This window comes from Methylobacterium sp. FW102-HT35C08, from assembly GCF_058790235.1.
This window is the reverse complement of the sequence record NZ_JBYTCL010000002.1, coordinates 3369597-3387130: the sequence shown is the minus strand read 5'-3', so window position 1 is coordinate 3387130 and position 17534 is coordinate 3369597. Positions and strand designations below refer to the sequence as shown.

Genomic DNA, 17534 nt, shown 5'->3' with positions numbered 1-17534 from the left:
GATCATGACACCGACCGGCCCGGACCACCCGACCCGCGACGCGGGCTTCGGGATCTACCTGCACTGGCCCTTCTGCGCGGCGAAGTGCCCGTATTGCGACTTCAACAGCCATGTCCGCCACGCGGGCGTGGACGAGCCGCGCTTTCTCGACGCGTTCCGGGCCGAGATCGCCCACAACGCCGCCAGCACGCCGGGGCGCAAAGTCACCAGCATCTTCCTGGGCGGCGGGACGCCCTCGCTGATGCAGCCCGCGACGGTCGCCGGCCTGCTCGAGGCCGTGGCGGGCCACTGGAGCTTGGCGCCCGACGCGGAGATCACCCTGGAGGCGAACCCGTCGAGCGTCGAGGCCAGCCGCTTCCGCGGCTACCGCGCGGCCGGCATCAACCGCGTCTCGCTCGGCGTGCAGGCCCTGAACGACGCGTCCCTGCGGACGCTCGGCCGCCTCCACGACGTGGCGCAGGCGCTGGCGGCGATCGAGGTCGCCCAGGCGGTCTTCACGCGCATGTCCTTCGACCTGATCTACGCCCGCCCCGACCAGACGCCGGCCGCGTGGCGGTCCGAGTTGGGCGAAGCTCTGGCGCGGGCGGCCGAGCATCTGAGCCTCTATCAGCTGACGATCGAGCCGGGCACGCCGTTCCACGGTCTCGCGGCCGCCGGCAAGCTGGTGACCCCGGACGACGAGACCGGCCGCGCCCTCTACGACGTGACGCAGGATCTCTGCGCCAAAGCCGGCCTGCCGGCTTACGAGATCTCGAACCATGCCCGGCCGGGCGCGGAATCGCGCCACAACCTGCTCTACTGGCGCTACGGCGAATATGCCGGCATCGGACCGGGCGCCCACGGGCGGCTGGTCACGGAGCACGGGCGGATCGGCACCGTCACCGAGCGGTCGCCGGAGGCGTGGCGCGCGAAGGTGGAGCGCGACGGCCACGGTGTCGTCGAAACCGAGACGCTCTCGCCGGGCGATCAGGCCGACGAGTTCCTGGTGATGGGCCTGCGGCTCGCCGAGGGGATCGACCCCGCCCGCTACGCCGCGCTGAAGGGCCGTCCGCTCAACGGCAACCGGATCGGGATGCTGATGGGCGACGGGTTGCTGGAATGGCGGCCCGGCGGCCGCATTGCCGCGACCGCCCGCGGTGCGCCCGTGCTCAACGCCCTGGTGGCGGAACTCGCGACCTGATCAGATCCCCGGCTTGGCCAGCACGCGCGGCGCCGGGCTCACGACGGGCGCGGCGTTGTTGCGGATCTCGTAGACCGCCAGCGCGCGCTCGCTCTGACCGTCAGGGCGGAAGCGGAACGTGCCGTCGACCCCGGCGAAGCCGGATCCGCTGGTGAGCGTCGCCTCGGCGAAGCGCTGCGAGCCGTACTGGCGCGCCAGGGCGGTGGCGAGCGTCACCGCGTCGTAGGCGAGCGAGGCAACGCGGGGCGGAACGCTGCCGAAGCGCGCCTGATAGCGGCCGCTGAAACTCGAAAACCCACTGCGGTCCGGCGAGGCGAAGCGCCCGCCCTGGAGAGCCGGCAGGGCGAACAGGCCCGGCTCGTTCCAGAGGGCCGTTCCGATCGGACGGACCCGACCCGGCGAGAAGCCCGCCTTCGTGAGGGCGGCCGCGACGGCCGGCATGGCCTCGGCGGTTTCGGGAATGAACAGCGCGTCCGCGGTGGCGGCGGGGCCCGTGATCACCCGCGCCAGCCGCTCGACTGCGGGGCCGGGCGCTCCGGCCGGATAGCGTTCGACCGCGGCGACACGGGCGCCCCGGCGGGCGACGACCTCCCGGAACTCGGCCTCGACGGCGTTGCCGTAGGCGGTTTCGGGGATCAGGGCCGCGAAGGAGCGTTTTCCGCCCGCGACCGAGTCCTCGACGACGCGATCGACCTCCGGCTGCGGGAGGAAGCTCAGGAGGTAGACGCCCCGGGTCGCCACCGTCGCGTCCGTTGAGAAGCCAATCACCGGCTTGCCGGCCGTCTTCGCCACGTTGGCGGCGGCCTGCACGCTGCCGGCGAAGAGCGGGCCCAGCACGATCTCGGCGCCCTGCCGCAGCGCGTCCTGCGTCGCGTCGCGGGCGCCGTCCGGCGTGCTCCGGTCGTCCTCGACCAGGATGGTCAGGTCCGGCTGCTGCGCCTCGTTGTAGGCGAGCTGCGCCGCGTTGCGCAGGGCGTTGCCCACAGAAGCGCCCTGACCGTTGAGCGGCAGGACCAGCGCGACCTTGACGGTGCCGGTGCCGATCCGCTGTCCCGCGAAGGCGGCCGGCGTGGCCGACGCGACCGCAGAAGGCGCCTGAGGCAGATCGGCGGGCGGCGACAAGTCGGCCTGCGGAATCGGCTGGCGACGGACCGTGTCGGTCCCGAGACAACCGCCGAGCGGCAGCAGGGCGGCGCACAGCGCAGCGGTCAGAGCGGTGACACGCACGAGACGGTCCCGCGCGCGTGTCGGACGCGCCATGGCGCGGACTCCTCAGGGCAGGCGTCGGAAATCTGAAGGCCGGCCCTGAAAATGTAAACGCACGGACGAAGACTTGCCCCCGATCCTGTCGTCCTGCCGCGACGAGAAGCAGGCAGTGTGACAAGATCGCCGATGATGACCCGCCGATTCGATGCCCCGGGGCCCGCCGCCCCGACGAGAACCCCTTTGCAGAAGCCCGGGACCGATCGTCCACGCACCAACACCTTCACGGCGTTCGGGCTGGCGAGCGAGGCCGAACAGCTGTCGCCGGGCCTGCACATCGTGGCGACCCCGATCGGCAACCTGCGCGACATCACGATCCGCGCCCTGGCCACCCTTGCGGCCGCGGATGCCGTGCTCGCCGAGGACACGCGCGTGACCCGTACGCTGCTTGCCCATTACGGCATCACCACGCCGCTCCTGGCCTACCACGAGCATTCGAACGACGCGGTGCGCGAGCGGATGGTCGCCCGCCTCAAGGCGGGGGAAGCGCTCGCCCTCGTGTCCGATGCGGGCACGCCCCTGGTCTCGGATCCCGGCTACAAGCTGGTTCAGGCCGCGATCGAGGCCAGCATCCCGATCACGCCCGTGCCGGGGCCGTCGGCGGTGATGACGGCCCTCGTGGCGGCGGGCCTGCCGACCGACCGCTTCTTCTTCGAGGGCTTCCTGCCCCAGAAGGCCGGGGCACGTCGCAACCGGTTGGAGGCGCTGGTCCAGGTGCCGGGGACGCTGGTCCTGTTCGAGTCGCCGCACCGCCTGCCCGAGATGCTGGCCGATGCCGCTGCGGTCCTCGGGCCGGACCGCCCGGCGGCGGTCACCCGCGAGTTGACGAAGCTCTACGAGACCGTCCGGCGCGACACGCTCGGCTCATTGAGCGACCGCTTCGCGCAGGATGGTCCTCCGAAGGGTGAGATCGTCGTCATCATCGGCGCCGCGACCACGCCGGAGCGGACGGTCGAGGGCGATGCCGCGTTGGATGCGCTGCTGAGGACGGCACTCGAGCGCCACTCGATCAAGGATGCGGCGAGCTTGGTGGCCGACGAAACCGGGCAGCCGCGGCGGCAGATCTATAACCGGGCGCTCGCGCTCGCACGAGGCGAGGGATGAACGGGGTTCCGCCCGACCACGCCGACCGGCGCCGCGCCGCGTACCGGCGCGGCCATCGCGCCGAATGGATCGCGCTGGCGGCCCTGATGCTCAAAGGGTACCGGCCGATCGGCCGGCGCGTCAGCTTCGCAGGGGGCGAGATCGATCTGATCGTCCAGCGCTGGAACACCATCGCGTTCGTGGAGGTGAAGGCGCGGTGTCGGCGCGACGACGCCCGAGAAGCGATCGATGCGGCCAAGCGGCGCCGCTTCTCGGGCGCTGTCCGCGCCTGGATCGGCCGGAACACGTGGTGTGCGGGGATGACCTTCCGGGCCGATGCCGTGTTCGTCGGCGCGCGGGAATGGCCGGCGCATGTCGCCGACGCTTTCGCGATCGAGGGCCTGTGACGCAGGGGCGCGGAAGCGGACGCTTCAGCAGGCGACGGCCGGGGCGAGATCCTGGCGCGTTTGCGCCTCTCGCTTCCGACCTTCGCTTCGGCGGCTCAGGAAAGACGAACCGAAACGGATGATGGCCGACCCGTCAGGCGCGCGCAGCTCGGATCGCGCCGATCAGCGTGCGCTTCAGGTCGGCCTGGCTGAAGGGCTTCTGTACGACCGGCCGGTCGCGGAACGGCTCGCGGATACCGGCGCCGCCATAGCCCGTGGAGAAGACGAGCGGGAGATCGCGCTTCGCGATCGCCTCGGCCACCGGGTAGATCGGCTCACCCGCCACGTTCACGTCGAGGATGGCGACCTCGAAGGTCTCCTGGGACGCCATCTCCAGCGCGGACGACAGTCGTGCCGCAGGGCCGACGACGGCGCAGCCGAAATCGAGCAGCATGTCCTCGAGCAGCATCGAGATCGCCGCTTCATCCTCGACGACGAGGACGCGAATGCCGTTCAGAACGTCGTCGTTGGAGTCAGCAGTCACGCCGGGCCGTCTTCCCATCGAACGCCCCCGTCGCCGGAGGTCTTACCATGCGGTTGAACTCGACGGCGCACCGCCTGTGCTGCGCCGGATGAGACCGTTGCAGCTTCGACGAGGCGATCCACGAGGTAGCCTGTGGCGTCGCCCGTAATGCGTAATGTGTCAAGCGCCCGTAGGCCCGACCGAGGCCTTTCGGGGAACCTATGTTAACCGATGATACATTTTTGACTGCATCGACCTGAAACGATCCCGTTCCACGGATGAAGACCGATGCTCAATCGTCCTTGAATGTCACCTTTGCGCCCCGTGCGACGTGCGCTGCGAGGTCGTGGGCGTTCCAGTTCGTGAGCCGGATGCAGCCGTGGGATTCGGTCTTGCCGACCTTCTCGGGCTCCGGCGTCCCGTGAATGCCGTAGCTCGGAATTGCGAGATCGATCCACACGACCCCAACCGGGTTGTTCGGCCCCGATTGGATCGTGAATTTGTGCTGCGCTTTCACACCCTTGAACGCGTATTTCGGGTTGTAGGTGTAATCGGGATCGAACGCGACGCCCTTCACCTTGGTGTCGCCGCTCGGGGCAGGCTTTTCCGTGCTGCCGATCGAGGCGGGATAGTAGGCGAGCAGCTTACCGTCCGCCCCAAGCGCGCGGACATCCCGATTGGTCTTGTCCACCTCGATCCGCTCGACCTTGGGCTCCTGCGGAAGGTCCTTGCCCTTGGGCTTATCCAGGCTCATCGGGTCGACCGCTGCCACCACGATGCTCGTTCCGGCCTTGTCGAGGGGCTTGCCGGGGTTGAGCGCGCTGACGAGGTCACGGCTCATGTGGAAGCGCTCCGCCAGCATCTCGCGCGGATTGGTGTAGCCGAGTTCCTTGAGATCGGCCTGCTCTTCCATCTTCGGCGGGATCTTGTCGACGTAGGGTCCCGCGGCGTCGGCATCGGTCAGCGTGTAATCGGTCGCCGCCGGCTTGTCGCTTGTGGCCTGGAGCTTGTCCCAGACCTCCGGCGTCAGATCCTGAGTGGCGGGAAGACCCTGCGCCACGGCGAAGGCCGAGAGCGCGTGCTGGTAATTCTCGCCCTTCCGGCCGTCGATCGCGCCGGGATAGAAACGGGCCCGGTCCAACAGCACCTGTGCCTTCACGATCAGGGGGTCGGCCTTGTCGTCGGTCGCCTTGGACTTGCGCGTTGTGCCGGACTTCTTCGCCGCGGCTTTGCCCCCGTCGGCCTGGCTGCCGCCTTGCGGCGCCAGGGTCGCGGTGTTGATCGCATCCGCGGTCAGGGCAGGGGCCTGATCCTCCTTGGGGGCTTTCTTGCCCGGCCGGGCGTCCGCCACCTGCACGACGAGGCAGCTCGCCAGGAGAGCCGCGCAGACCGGTCGCCAAGGTGTCGGGATCATCGACGTCGCATTCTCCGGGAGCGGGTGCGCTCCGGTCGCAAAAGCGCTGAGCCGGCGGGAACGTTCCACGAATCCTTACTCACAGAGCCGGTGGCCCCCGTTCCGCTCGCGCTCGTCGAGGTGGAAGTGGTTGGCGTGGGCCGCGTTCGTGCCGGGTCCCAGGACCGTCCGGAAGAACCCGCAGGCCTTGCCGCGAACGGCGGCGAGGAACTGCGCGTCGTCCGAACCCTCCGCCATCGTCTTGACCGGGATGCTGGCGCGCCCTGCGAAGGTGAAGCCCATGATGTCGGCCGCGTTCGCGAAGGCGTGCTCGCTGAGCTTGGCGTCCAGATCGTGGTTCTGGCCCCGGCACACATACGATCCGCCAAGCTCGAGACCGGTCAGCGGATGCTTGAGAATCCGGTCGGCCTCCGCCTGAACCTCCGTGGCCCAGCGCGCCAGCGCCTCGGCCGTCCGGCAGGTCAGCGTCGCGCCCTGTGGCAAGGCCACGCCGTCAGCGAAGCGGGTGACCTTCAGCGGCAGCGGGGCGGTACACTGGCCCTCGGCGATCGGCGGCAATGGTTCGAAATCGACGCCGAGACGCTTGAGGCGTGTCCGGCAGGCGGTGTCGTCAGGCGGTGACACCTTGAGCGCTAGGGCCGCCTGGCCGGACAGCTCCGGCGGCCGGCCGGGCGGTGTGGGTGGTGGCGTCGGGATCTCGGGCTTGGCGCTGTCCGTGCCACTCACGGGCTTGGCTGCGTCCTTGGCTGCGTCCTTGGCGACGTCCTTGGGCGGGGCCGCGGCAGAGGGCGTCAGCTCCGCGGGACGGGGCGGCGGCACGGGAGGCATCGCCTCTGCGGGCGCAGGCGCGGGCGGCTTCAGCGTATCCGGCCGCTCGGGCGGCATCGGCGGCGGCACCGGCACGGCGGCCGTCGGAGCCTCGGCAGCGCGCCCCGCTGAGATCGGCATCGCGGCGAGCCCGAGAGCGAGGAGGCCACGGGCGAGCGGGCTCGCGGAATGGCGGATCGGCGGCGGACGTCCTGGCATGAGGCCTCGAAGCTTAGGCATGGCCCGGTGGTAACGAGCGAGACGCCATTCGGATCGCTCGGCCTGTTGACGCGCGCGCCGAACCGGCCACTGTCTTCCGGATCGCGGCAGCGGACCCCACCTCGTCGGATTGACGCGGCTGATCCGTCGGTCGCCAGGACGCACCTTGAGGAATGCATGCCGCATCCAGCTGACGCCGGGCTCTCGAGCCTGCCGCAGGACAACCCGTTCCGGGAGGCGCAGTGGACGACGCCGCACGGCCTGCCGCCGTTCGAGCGGATCCGGCCGGAGCACTACGTCCCGGCGTTCGAGGCTTCGCTCGCTGCTCACGCCGCCGAGATCGAGGCGATCGCGGCCGATCCGGCGGCGGCGACCTTCGACAACACGGTCGGCGCCATGGAGCGGGCAGGGCAGGCCCTCGAGCGGGTCGCCGGCGTCTTCTACAATCTGACCGGCAGTCACACGAATCCGGAATTGCAGGCGATCGAGCGGGTGATCGGCCCGAAGCTCGCCCGGCACGGGAGCGCGATCTACCTCAACGCCAAGCTCTGGGCGCGCATCTCGGCGGTCGAGGCCGAGGGGCTGGGGCCTGAGGAGCGCCGTGTCCTCGATCGCTACCGTATCCGCTTCCGGCGCGCCGGGGCCGATCTCGGACCGGACGACAAGGTTCGCATCGCGGAGATTGCCGCGCGCATGTCGGAGCTGGGGACGCAGTTCAGCCAGAACCTGCTCGCCGACGAGAGCAGCTTCACCCTGCCGCTGACGGGTGAGGACGATCTGGCCGGCCTGCCGCCGTTCCTGCGCGCGGCGGCCGAGAGCGCCGCCAAGGAGCGGGGGCTCGACGGGCATATCATCACCCTGTCCCGCTCGCTGATCGAGCCGTTCCTGGTCTTCTCGACCCGCCGCGACCTGCGCGAGCGCGCCTACGCAGCCTGGACGCACCGCGGCGAGAATGGCGGCACGACCGACAACCGCGCGATCATCGCGGAAATCATCCGCCTGCGCGCCGAGCGGGCGCGGCTCCTCGGCTTCGAGAGCTTCGCGCATTTCGCCCTCGACGACACGATGGCGGCGAGCCCCGATGCCGCCACGGGCCTGCTCCGCGACGTCTGGACGCCGGCTCGGACCCGGGCGACCGCCGAGCGCGACCGCCTCCAGGCGACGATCCAGGAGGAGGGCCACAACTTCGCCCTCCAGGCGCACGATTGGCGTCACTACGCGGAGAAGGTGCGGCGTGCCGAGCACGACCTCGACGAGAGCGAGATCAAGGCGTACCTGCCGCTGGAGCGGATGATCCAGGCCGCCTTCGACACGGCCTCACGCCTGTTCGGCCTGACCTTCGCGGAGCTGTCCGACGTTCCGCGCTACCACCCGGATGTTCGCGTCTGGCGTGTCGGCAATCCCGACGGCTCCGAGGTGGGCCTATTCCTGGGCGACTACTTCGCCCGCGCGTCGAAGCGGTCGGGTGCCTGGATGAGCGCCTTCCGCTCGCAGGAGCGCCTGAACGGCACGATCACCCCGATCATCGTCAACGTAATGAACTTTGCGAAGGCGCCTGACGGCGAGAGCACGCTCCTGTCCTTCGACGATGCGCGGACGCTGTTCCACGAATTCGGCCATGCCCTGCACGGCCTCCTGTCTGACGTCACCTACCCGTTGCTCTCCGGCACCGCCGTCTCGCGCGATTTCGTCGAGCTGCCCTCGCAGCTCTACGAGCACTGGCTGGAGCAGCCGCAGGTTCTGCGGGCCCATGCCCGTCACCACCGGACCGGCGAACCGATACCGGACGCCCTGTTGCAGAAGCTGCTCGCCGCGCGGACCTTCAACCAGGGCTTCGCCACCGTCGAGTACACGGCCTCGGCCATCGTCGACATGACGCTGCATCTCTCGGCCGAGGGCGAGGCCGGTCTGGACGTGCCGGCCTTCGAGGCCGAGGCGCTGCGCCGGATCAGCATGCCGGACGAGATCAGCATGCGGCATCGGACGCCGCATTTCGCCCATATCTTCTCGGGCGACGGCTACGCGGCCGGCTACTACAGCTATCTCTGGTCCGAGGTGCTCGACGCCGACGCGTTCGACGCCTTCCGCGAGGCGGGCGACATCTTCGACCCGGAAACGGCGAAGCGTCTGCGCACCTTCGTGTACGGCGCCGGTAACCTGCGGGACCCGCGCGAGGCGTATACGGCCTTCCGTGGGCGGATGCCGAGCATCGAGCCGCTGCTGAAGAAGCGGGGACTCGCGGCCTGAGCCGCGCGGCCGTGGTAAGGGTTTCGTAAACAAACGTCCTTAACGAACGCTTGCAGCGATTTCCTGCGCGCGGAGTTCGGGGCGATGACGAAGATCGAAGCCAAGCGGGCCGTGTCGCCGGCCGACCTGCTTAAGGCCGTGGTGACCGGCAAGCCCGAGGCGCAGCCGGCCTCGCCCCCGAAGGACGAGGCCGCAGCGCCGAAGGTGGCTCTGGCAAAGCGCCTGACGTTTCCATCCCTGCCGCAGCTCGATCCGCGCCGCCTCGCCGTGCCGGGCGCGGCGCTGGCGGTCGGTGCTCTTCTGGGCGGCGGCGTCATCGCCATGACCCGGTCTCCCGGCGTGCCCAACGACACCGTGATGGCGCTCAGCACCACGCTGGATGCCGGCCGGACTGAGACGGCGCGTCTCGCCAGCGACATCGCGCAGCTCCACGCTGTCCTGGCCGACCTGCGAGCCTCAACCGACACGTCCCGCAAGGAAGCGGCTAACCGCAGCGGCGTCCTCGGCGAGCGCCTGGCGCAGCTCGACAAAAGCCTCAACGCCAAGACGACCGCGCTCGGCGAACGCTTCGAGCAGATCGAGCGCGAGCAGAACGCGCGGATCGCCAGCCTCACCGCACAGCTGGACCGCCGCGCAGCCGCGCCCGCGGCAGCCGCGGCGAAAGCCGAGCCGACCCAGACGGGCAGCATCGCGGAAGCGCCGCGCAGCGCGGACGCCAAGCCCGCGGAGCCCAAAGTGACCGAAGCGAAGCTCGCCGACGCCAAGCCGGTCGAGCCGAAGATGAAGACCGCTGCACCGGAGAAGCCGCCGGTGATCGACGGCTGGGCGCTGCGCGATGTCTACGACGGAACCGCTATTCTGGAGAACCGCCGTCGGCGCCTCGTCGAGGTCGCGCCGGGCGACATACTGCCGGGCGTCGGCCGCGTCGAAGGGGTCGAGCGCCACGGCCGCGAATGGGTGGTGGTAACCCGTCAGGGGCTAGTCACGCCGCAGCCGTGGTAGAGGCTGTGCTGGGAGCCTGACCGGTTCAGCGCGTCGAGCAGTCGGACGGCGCAAGATCGCCGTTCACGATCGGAAAGCGCGGTTCGAGCGTCATCGGATCGGCGAGGGCCGCAGCGCGCTCGGCCCGGCGTCGACCGTGCCGCAAGGCGCGGGTCTGAGCCGCCCGGGTCGGATGCAGAATGGCAGCGAGGAGCGCCTGCCCCTCGAATGCGCTGTCCAGATGTTTGGCTTCGAAGACGGGCATCGCCGGCCTGCTTGGATGCTGTCGCGGATACTGCCGAGGGCAGTCTTCCGGAGCGCACCTCTAACAACGAGGATCGCGTGGACAGGTTCCGTCAAGCTTTCGCCCCGTAACCTGTTTTTCACGTTCCTCGATGTGCGGCCCCAACGCGGTGCGGTGCCGCACGCTGGTCGCGGCGTCAGACGAACTGATTGAGCCCTGGGATCGAGCCGATGATCGGGCCCATCGCGTCCTCGCCGACTTTCTCGCGACCGAAGGCGAACAGCTCCTGGCCGAGCGGCTGCATCTGACCCATCGGCACGCCGGCCGCCATCAGCTTCTGGCCGAGCGCCATCACGCCGCCGCCGCCCATCATGCCGCCGAGCATGCCCATCAAGCCGCCACCGCCGCCCTCTCCGGCATTCGATTCCGCGACCAGCGCTTCGGAGCCCGGAAGGGCTCCCATCAGCTGGCCGACCTCCGCCTCCGGCCCCTCCTTCTGCAGGAAGGCGAGGATGTGACCGATGGCCGTCTGTGCCGTCGCGGCGTCGAGCCCGGTGCGGGCGGTGACGCGGGCGAGCAATTCTTCCATGGCGATGATCTCTTCGATCTCTTCGGAACGTTTCCAGACGTCCTTCGACTCTGAGGCGCCGGAAATCAAGCGCGGGACGGAGCTTCACTGGAAAACTCCCGGCGCCTTGTCCATAACCACACGGAGGCGGTCCGGGGGCAGGAACGATGGGCGACGGCACGATCCTGGTCGGCAGGAGCGTCCGGGCGGACGGGCCGGGCAAGCCGGAAGCTCTGGCCCTTCGGCTCGCCAACCGGCACGGTCTGGTGGCCGGCGCCACGGGTACCGGCAAGACCGTAACCCTGCAGGTGCTGGCCGAAGGGTTCTCCAACGCCGGCGTCCCGGTCTTCGCCGCCGATATCAAGGGGGATCTCTCCGGCATCGCGGCCTCCGGAGAGGCCAAGCCGGCTTTCGTGAAGCGTGCCGAGGAACTCGGCGTGACCTACGAGCCGGACCGGTTTCCCACGGTGTTCTGGGACCTGTTCGGCGATCAGGGGCATCCGATCCGCTGCACCGTCACCGAGATGGGGCCGCTGCTGCTCGGTCGCCTCCTCGAACTCAACGACACGCAGGAGGGCGTGCTCAACATCGCCTTCCGCGTCGCGGACGAGAACCAGTGGCCGGTCATCGACCTGAAGGACCTACGCGCCCTCCTGACCTTCTGCTCGGAGAACCTGAAGGCGATCTCCGGCCAGTACGGGAACGTCTCTTCGGCCTCGGTGGGCGCGATCCAGCGCCAGCTGCTGGTGCTGGAAAACCAGGGCGCGGACAAGTTCTTCGGTGAGCCCGCGCTGGACCTGACCGATTTCATGCGCACGGATCGCGACGGGCGCGGCTTCGTCAACATCCTGGCCGCCGACAAGCTGATGCAGCGGCCGAAGCTCTACGCCTCGTTCCTGCTCTGGATGCTGTCCGAGCTGTTCGAGCAGCTTCCCGAGGTTGGCGACCTCGACAAGCCGAAGCTGGTATTCTTCTTCGACGAGGCGCATCTGCTGTTCAACGATGCGCCCAAGTCGCTCCTGGACGCGGTGGAGCAGGTGGTGCGCCTGATCCGCTCCAAGGGCGTCGGCGTCTACTTCGTGACGCAGAACCCGCTCGACGTGCCCGAGACCGTGCTCGGGCAGCTCGGCAACCGCGTTCAGCACGCGCTACGGGCCTTCACGCCGCGCGATCAGCGTGCCGTGCGGGCCGCCGCCGAGACGTTCCGGCAGAACCCCGCCTTCGACGTGGCGACGGCGATCACCGAACTCGGCGTCGGCGAGGCGCTGGTGAGCTTTCTGGAGCTGAAGGGCACGCCCTCTCTGGTGGAGCGGGCCCTGATCGCGCCGCCTCAGGGACGCGTCGGCCCGCTCACCTCGCAGGAGCGGGCGGCGCTGATCGCGCAGAGCCCGCTGCGGGGCAGATACGAGTCGAGCGTCGACAACGAGAGCGCCTACGAGATGCTGGCCAAGCGCAAGAATCTCGATGCGGCGCCGGAGGCAGCCGCCTCCGAGGGCGGGCTCGGGGGCATGCTCGGCGAGATCTTCGGCAGCGTCTTCGGCACGCCCGCAAAAGGGAAGGGTGGTCGGCGACCGCCGCAGAGCCTCGCCGAACAGGTCGTATCCAACGCTGCCCGCTCCATGGCGCGCAGCGTCGGGCGCGAGGTCGGCAACGCGATCCTGCGCAACGTTCTCGGCGGCCTAACCAAGCGCTAGGCCTAGCCGGTTTCACTGCCGATCGGCGCGAAGCCCGCTGGCCGTTGGAACATCGGCGTGAACTAAGCGGTTCGGCTCGCGGGGCGTGCTGCCGCGACGCTCAACCAGGCGGCCTGCCCCGTTCTCGGTGGCGCATGATGATCTCGGGACAGGAGATTCCGCGTCCCTGCATCGTGCCCGATTGCGGAGCCGGACCATGCGTATCAACAACGTTGCCGATGTCGTCGCCGAGACCCTTCAGGAGGCCGGTGTCGCCCGCGTCTACGGGGTGGTCGGCGACAGCCTGAACGGCATCACCGAGGCCCTCCGGGCGCGGGGCCGGATCGCATGGATCCACACGCGCCACGAGGAGGCTGCGGCCTTCGCGGCCGCCGGCGAGGCGCAGGTCACGAACCAGCTCGCGGTCTGCGCCGGCTCCTGCGGGCCGGGAAACCTCCACCTGATCAACGGCCTGTACGACGCACACCGGAGCCGGACGCCGGTCCTCGCGATCGCCGCCCATATCCCGTCCCCGGAGATCGGCTCGGGCTATTTTCAGGAGACGAAGCCCACGGAGCTGTTCCGCGACTGCAGCCACTATTGCGAGCTGATCTCCGACCCGGCCCAGATGCCCTTCGTCCTGGAGAACGCGATTCGCGCCGCAGTGGGGGAGCGGGGCGTCGCGGTGATCGTCCTGCCGGGTGACGTCGCCCTCCGCGAGGCCCCCAAGCGCCCGCTGGCGCCACGGGCCGGGCTGATCCCCGCCAAGCCGGTGGTGCGGCCGGCCGATGCCGAGCTCGATGCCCTGGCGGCCATGCTCAACGCCGGCAAGCGGGTGACGCTCCTCTGCGGGCGCGGCTGCGCCGGCGCCCATGCCGATCTGCTGCAGCTCGCTGAGGCGCTGAAGAGCCCGATCGTGCACGCGCTGGGCGGCAAGGAGTTCGTCGAGTTCGACAATCCCTACGACGTCGGCATGACCGGCCTGATCGGCTTCTCGTCAGGCTACGCGGCCATGATGGCGTGCGACACGCTGCTGATGCTCGGCACCGGATTCCCGTACAAGCAATTCTACCCGCAGGACGCCACGGTGGCGCAGGTCGACCTGCGCCCGTCCGAGCTCGGCCGGCGCTGCCGCATCAAGCTAGGCTTGGTGGGCGATGTCGGCGCCACGATCCGGGCGCTCCTGCCGCGGCTGAAGCCGAAGGCCGACCGGTCCTTCCTCGATGCCAGCCTGAAGCACTACGCCAAGGCGCGCGCAGGCCTCGACGATCTCGCCACCGGCAAGCCAGGCGGCCCTCTGCATCCGCAGTACCTCGCCCGCGCGCTCAGCGAAGCAGCCTCCGATGACGCCATCTTCACGGCCGATGTCGGCACGCCGACGATCTGGGCGGCACGCTACCTTCAGATGAACGGCCGGCGGCGGCTCCTCGGCTCCTGGGTCCACGGCTCCATGGCCAACGCCCTGTCGCAGGGCATCGGCGCCCAGGCGAGCCAGCCGGATCGGCAGGTGATCGCGCTCTGCGGCGACGGCGGGTTCGCCATGCTGATGGGCGACTTCCTGACCCTGCGGCAGCACCGCCTGCCGCTGAAGGTCGTGGTCTTCAACAACGGGACGCTCGGCTTCGTCGAGCTGGAGATGAAGGCCGCCGGCTATCTTGAGACCGGCGTCGCTCTCGACAATCCGGACTTCGCCGCGATGTCGCGGGCGGCCGGCATCTTCGCCATCCGGGTCGAGGATCCCGCCGAGTTGCCCGGTGCCATCCGCGAAGTCCTGGCTTTCGATGGTCCCGCGCTCCTCGACGTGCGCACCGCCCGCAACGAGCTCTCGATGCCGCCCAAGATCGACGGCCAGCAGATGAAGGGCTTCAGCCTCTATGTTCTGCGCGCAGTGATGGATGGACGCGGTGACGCGGTTCTCGACCTCGCCAAGACCAACCTCATCCGGTAGATCCTCTCTATCAATCTCGAACCGTTCCAGACCAGCGGGGCGGCGATCCAGGGAGTTGCCGGACCATGCGGGTCGGCCTGTTCGTGCCGTGCTACGTCGATGCCTTCGAGCCCGAGGTCGGGATCGCCACCCTCGAGCTGCTGGAGCGGTTCGGCTGTACGGTGGAGTATCCGTTCGATCAGACCTGCTGCGGCCAGCCGATGACCAACACCGGCTGCCATGCTGAGGCCGCCGCGACCGAGGCTTTGTTCGTCAAGAACTTCTCCGGGTTCGACTACGTGGTCGCTCCGTCGGGCTCCTGCGTGCATCAGGTCCGCGAGCACCTGACGGCGATCCCGCAGACCGACGAGGTCCGCCACGTCCGCGCCAGCACCTACGAGCTGGTGGAGTTCCTGCACGACGTGCTCAAGGTCGAGGCGCTGCCCTGGGCGAACTTCCCCCACAAGGTCGCCTATCATGGCAATTGCAACGCGCTGCGCGGCATCCACCATGCGCGGCCCTCGGAGCTGGTGAAGCCGTACTTCTCGAAGCCCCTCGACCTGCTGCGCCTCGTCAACGGGGTCGAGCTGGTCGATCTCGCCCGGCCGGACGAATGCTGCGGCTTCGGCGGGACCTTCTCGGTGTTCGAACCGGCCGTCTCGGCCAAGATGGGCTACGACAAGGTCGCCGATCAGAACCGGGCCGGGGCCGCCTACGTCGTCTCGGCGGATTCCTCCTGCCTGATGCACCAGAAGGGTTGCGCCGAGCGTCTCGGCCTGCCGCTCAAGTACATCCACATCGCGCAGGTGCTGAACGGAGCTGCCGCATGAGCGTCGAGGATCTCAATCCCCGCGAACGCGAGGGCGTCATCCACCCGGAGGTCCGTGCCCGGAGCGACGAGAGCGAGCGCAGCCAGGATGGCGGCCGTCTTCAGCATGCCGAGGCCGCCTCGAAGCCGATCCGCGCCCCGCAGGTCCGCGAGCCGCAGCCCCGCGGCGCGAAGATCCGCGGCGACCGGCCGATCGACCAGGCCGAGGCCGCCGAGCGCTTCCTCGCCGCGCCGCTGCACCAGGCGGCCCACGACGAGCGTCTCTGGGACCTGCGCAAGAAGCGCGACGCCTCCGCGCACGGCATCCCGGAATGGGAGGAGCTGCGCGAGCTCGCCTCGCAGATCAAGACCCATACGCTGAGCCACCTCGACCGCTACCTCGAACAGTTCGAGGCGGCCGCCAAGGCCAACGGCGTCCACGTTCACTGGGCGAAGGACGGGGCCGACCACAACCGGATCGTGCTGGAGATCTTGCGCAGCCACGGCGCAAAGACCCTGGTGAAATCGAAGTCGATGCTCACCGAGGAATGCGGCTTCCGCCACCACATGGCGGCGAACGGCATCGAGATCATCGAGACCGATCTCGGCGAGCGGATCCAGCAGCTCGACAACGAGGAGCCGAGCCACGTCGTGGCGCCGGCGGTCCACAAGACCCGTATGGACGTGGCCGAGGTCTTCGCCAAGACGCTTGGCACCGACCCGGACAACGACGACGCGCATTACCTCGCCGAGAGCCAGCGCGAGACCACGCGGCCCTACATCCTCAAGGCCGATGCCGGCATGACCGGCTGCAACTTCGCCATCGCGGAGACCGGCTCGGTCGTCACATGCACCAATGAGGGCAACGCCGATCTCTCCGGGAACGTCCCGCCGCTGCAGATCCATTCCATCGGCATCGAGAAGATCGTCCCGAAGGTCGAGCATCTCGGCGTCTTCATCCGCCTGCTCTCGCGCTCGGCTCTGGGCTCGCCGATCACCCAATACACCTCGCATTTCCGCGCGCCCCGCAAGGGCACCGAGATGCACATGGTGCTGGTCGATAACGGCCGCTCGGAGCGCCTCGGCATGGAGGAGTTCTGGACGTCCCTGAAATGCATCCGCTGCGGCGCCTGCATGAACACCTGCCCGGTCTACCGCCGCTCAGGCGGCCTCTCCTACGGGGCGACCTATTCCGGGCCGATCGGGCTGATCATCGATCCGACCTTCAACAAGCGGAAGTACTCGACGCTGCCGTTCTCCTCGACGATGAACGGCTCCTGCACCAACGTCTGCCCGGTGAAGATCAACATCCACGAGCAGATCTTCGCGTGGCGCAAGGTGCTGGTCGAGGAACACCAGATCCCGGCGCTCAAGCAGGGCATGATGAAGGCCGCCGGCGCGGTCCTGTCGCGCCCGGCGGCCTATCGGGCGGCGATCGGCGCGGCGGATTCTGCCTTGAAGGTCCTGCCGCGCTTCGCGGTCTACAACCCGCTCAACACTTGGGGGAAGAAGCGCGAGATGCCGGACGCGCCGCGCCAGACCTTCCACGCTTGGTATAAGCAGAACCGGATGAAGGACACGCAGCGGTGAGCGCGCGCGACAGCATCCTGGCCGACATCCGAAGGAACCGGCCGGCCGGCGACTTCCCGCTGCCGGAAGTGCCGCTGTTCACGCCGCTCATCGGCGACGACCTCGTGGCGGAGTTCGGCGAGCGGCTGAAGCGCATGGGCGGCCGGGTCGCCGAACCCGGCCCGGCCGACGTTTTCGCGGGCGTGCGCGAGCGTCTCGACGTCGCGAAGGTCATCGCCTCGGCGGTTCCGGAACTCACCGGCAACCGCGACCTGCGGAGCGTGCGCTATCCGCAGGAGGTCGAGGATGTCGACGTGGCGGTGGTCCGCGCGGTGTTCGGCATCGCCGAGACCGGCTCGGTGCTGTTCACGCAGGACCAGCTGATCGTCAATGCGGTCGCCTATCTCGCGCAGCACCTCGTCGTGCTGCTCGACCCGGCCGACATCCTGCCCAATGTCCAGGCGGCCTATCGGCGCCCGGAATTCGGCCGCTCGGCCTATGCGGTGCTCCACACCGGCCCGTCCGCTACCGCCGACATCGAGGGCGTCCTGATCCACGGCGCGCAGGGCGTGCGCTCGCTGACGGTGGTGATGCTCCCGAGGGGCGCTGCAGAGCGCGGCTGAGACCCGCCCGTCGCCTCGA

At 69.3% G+C, this 17534-nt stretch carries 16 protein-coding genes; 10 read left to right on the top strand and 6 right to left on the bottom strand.

The window, feature by feature from the left end; genetic code table 11:
- Positions 1–4: 4 nt before the first annotated feature.
- A complete protein-coding gene (gene hemW, locus AC3WSN_RS16115; RefSeq protein WP_492539266.1) occupies positions 5–1180 on the top strand; it encodes a radical SAM family heme chaperone HemW in 1176 nt (391 codons plus the stop codon).
- Here the strand turns inward: hemW and AC3WSN_RS16110 are convergent, their stop codons facing one another.
- Positions 1181–2440, bottom strand: a complete 1260-nt coding sequence (locus AC3WSN_RS16110; RefSeq protein ID WP_492539263.1) for a penicillin-binding protein activator — start codon at positions 2438–2440, stop codon at positions 1181–1183.
- A gap of 135 nt (positions 2441–2575) precedes the next feature.
- On the opposite strand from AC3WSN_RS16110, the gene rsmI reads away from it, so the two are divergent.
- Both rsmI and AC3WSN_RS16100 read left to right on the top strand, forming a co-directional pair.
- The gene (rsmI, locus tag AC3WSN_RS16105; protein WP_492543128.1) at positions 2576–3547 is read left to right on the top strand and encodes a 16S rRNA (cytidine(1402)-2'-O)-methyltransferase; all 972 of its coding nucleotides are present in this window, start codon (positions 2576–2578) and stop codon (positions 3545–3547) included.
- Complete coding sequence (locus AC3WSN_RS16100; RefSeq protein ID WP_492539261.1) at positions 3544–3933, top strand: YraN family protein; 390 nt, start codon at positions 3544–3546, stop codon at positions 3931–3933. Before rsmI ends, AC3WSN_RS16100 begins: the two co-directional genes overlap by 4 nt.
- 133 nt (positions 3934–4066) lie before the next feature.
- On the opposite strand, the gene AC3WSN_RS16095 is transcribed toward AC3WSN_RS16100, so the two are convergent.
- The 3 genes from AC3WSN_RS16095 to AC3WSN_RS16085 all read right to left on the bottom strand — a co-directional run bounded on the left by AC3WSN_RS16095 (position 4067) and on the right by AC3WSN_RS16085 (position 6875).
- Positions 4067–4456, bottom strand: coding sequence for a response regulator (locus AC3WSN_RS16095; RefSeq protein ID WP_238195057.1), 390 nt, complete (start codon positions 4454–4456; stop codon positions 4067–4069).
- A 271-nt stretch (positions 4457–4727) separates the two neighbouring features.
- Positions 4728–5849: a L,D-transpeptidase family protein gene (locus tag AC3WSN_RS16090; protein WP_492539259.1), complete on the bottom strand. Its 1122-nt coding sequence runs from the start codon at positions 5847–5849 to the stop codon at positions 4728–4730.
- A gap of 75 nt (positions 5850–5924) precedes the next feature.
- Positions 5925–6875, bottom strand: a complete 951-nt coding sequence (locus AC3WSN_RS16085) for an extensin family protein (RefSeq protein WP_492539257.1) — start codon at positions 6873–6875, stop codon at positions 5925–5927.
- 177 nt (positions 6876–7052) lie between these two features.
- Between AC3WSN_RS16085 and AC3WSN_RS16080 the strand changes: the two genes are divergently transcribed.
- Both AC3WSN_RS16080 and AC3WSN_RS16075 read left to right on the top strand, forming a co-directional pair.
- Positions 7053–9122, top strand: a complete 2070-nt coding sequence (locus AC3WSN_RS16080; protein ID WP_492539255.1) for a M3 family metallopeptidase — start codon at positions 7053–7055, stop codon at positions 9120–9122.
- Between the two features lie 84 nt (positions 9123–9206).
- Positions 9207–10124, top strand: a complete 918-nt coding sequence (locus AC3WSN_RS16075) for a hypothetical protein (RefSeq protein ID WP_192707558.1) — start codon at positions 9207–9209, stop codon at positions 10122–10124.
- Between the two features lie 25 nt (positions 10125–10149).
- On the opposite strand, the gene AC3WSN_RS16070 is transcribed toward AC3WSN_RS16075, so the two are convergent.
- Complete coding sequence (locus tag AC3WSN_RS16070; protein WP_192707559.1) at positions 10150–10368, bottom strand: hypothetical protein; 219 nt, start codon at positions 10366–10368, stop codon at positions 10150–10152.
- 175 nt (positions 10369–10543) lie between these two features.
- The gene (locus AC3WSN_RS16065) at positions 10544–10936 is read right to left on the bottom strand and encodes a DUF2267 domain-containing protein (protein WP_192707560.1); all 393 of its coding nucleotides are present in this window, start codon (positions 10934–10936) and stop codon (positions 10544–10546) included.
- A gap of 146 nt (positions 10937–11082) precedes the next feature.
- Here AC3WSN_RS16065 and AC3WSN_RS16060 point away from each other — a divergent pair, with 146 nt between their 5' ends.
- From AC3WSN_RS16060 to AC3WSN_RS16040, 5 genes are all read left to right on the top strand, one after another.
- On the top strand, positions 11083–12609 hold the full coding sequence (locus tag AC3WSN_RS16060) for a helicase HerA-like domain-containing protein (protein WP_492539253.1): 1527 nt from the start codon (positions 11083–11085) through the stop codon (positions 12607–12609).
- A 196-nt stretch (positions 12610–12805) separates the two neighbouring features.
- Complete coding sequence (poxB, locus tag AC3WSN_RS16055) at positions 12806–14536, top strand: ubiquinone-dependent pyruvate dehydrogenase (protein WP_492539251.1); 1731 nt, start codon at positions 12806–12808, stop codon at positions 14534–14536.
- Positions 14537–14601: 65 nt separating this feature from the next.
- The gene (locus AC3WSN_RS16050) at positions 14602–15345 is read left to right on the top strand and encodes a (Fe-S)-binding protein (protein WP_492539249.1); all 744 of its coding nucleotides are present in this window, start codon (positions 14602–14604) and stop codon (positions 15343–15345) included.
- Positions 15342–16913, top strand: coding sequence for a lactate utilization protein B (locus AC3WSN_RS16045; RefSeq protein WP_192707564.1), 1572 nt, complete (start codon positions 15342–15344; stop codon positions 16911–16913). Before AC3WSN_RS16050 ends, AC3WSN_RS16045 begins: the two co-directional genes overlap by 4 nt.
- Positions 16910–17515, top strand: coding sequence for a LutC/YkgG family protein (locus tag AC3WSN_RS16040; protein ID WP_492539247.1), 606 nt, complete (start codon positions 16910–16912; stop codon positions 17513–17515). Before AC3WSN_RS16045 ends, AC3WSN_RS16040 begins: the two co-directional genes overlap by 4 nt.
- Positions 17516–17534: the final 19 nt, after the last annotated feature.

Excerpts from the sequence above, each read along its gene's own strand:
- AC3WSN_RS16110 (WP_492539263.1), bottom strand. The coding sequence starts at position 2,440 with ATGGCGCGTCCGACACGCGCGCGGGACCGTCTCGTGCGTGTCACCGCT.
- AC3WSN_RS16070 (WP_192707559.1), bottom strand. The coding sequence starts at position 10,368 with ATGCCCGTCTTCGAAGCCAAACATCTGGACAGCGCATTCGAGGGGCAG.
- AC3WSN_RS16090 (WP_492539259.1), bottom strand. The coding sequence starts at position 5,849 with ATGATCCCGACACCTTGGCGACCGGTCTGCGCGGCTCTCCTGGCGAGC.
- AC3WSN_RS16085 (WP_492539257.1), bottom strand. The coding sequence starts at position 6,875 with ATGCCAGGACGTCCGCCGCCGATCCGCCATTCCGCGAGCCCGCTCGCC.
- rsmI (WP_492543128.1), top strand. The coding sequence starts at position 2,576 with ATGACCCGCCGATTCGATGCCCCGGGGCCCGCCGCCCCGACGAGAACC.
- AC3WSN_RS16045 (WP_192707564.1), top strand. The coding sequence starts at position 15,342 with ATGAGCGTCGAGGATCTCAATCCCCGCGAACGCGAGGGCGTCATCCAC.
- AC3WSN_RS16060 (WP_492539253.1), top strand. The coding sequence starts at position 11,083 with ATGGGCGACGGCACGATCCTGGTCGGCAGGAGCGTCCGGGCGGACGGG.
- AC3WSN_RS16100 (WP_492539261.1), top strand. The coding sequence starts at position 3,544 with ATGAACGGGGTTCCGCCCGACCACGCCGACCGGCGCCGCGCCGCGTAC.
- poxB (WP_492539251.1), top strand. The coding sequence starts at position 12,806 with ATGCGTATCAACAACGTTGCCGATGTCGTCGCCGAGACCCTTCAGGAG.
- hemW (WP_492539266.1), top strand. The coding sequence starts at position 5 with ATGACACCGACCGGCCCGGACCACCCGACCCGCGACGCGGGCTTCGGG.
- AC3WSN_RS16050 (WP_492539249.1), top strand. The coding sequence starts at position 14,602 with ATGCGGGTCGGCCTGTTCGTGCCGTGCTACGTCGATGCCTTCGAGCCC.
- AC3WSN_RS16065 (WP_192707560.1), bottom strand. The coding sequence starts at position 10,936 with ATGGAAGAATTGCTCGCCCGCGTCACCGCCCGCACCGGGCTCGACGCC.
- AC3WSN_RS16080 (WP_492539255.1), top strand. The coding sequence starts at position 7,053 with ATGCCGCATCCAGCTGACGCCGGGCTCTCGAGCCTGCCGCAGGACAAC.
- AC3WSN_RS16075 (WP_192707558.1), top strand. The coding sequence starts at position 9,207 with ATGACGAAGATCGAAGCCAAGCGGGCCGTGTCGCCGGCCGACCTGCTT.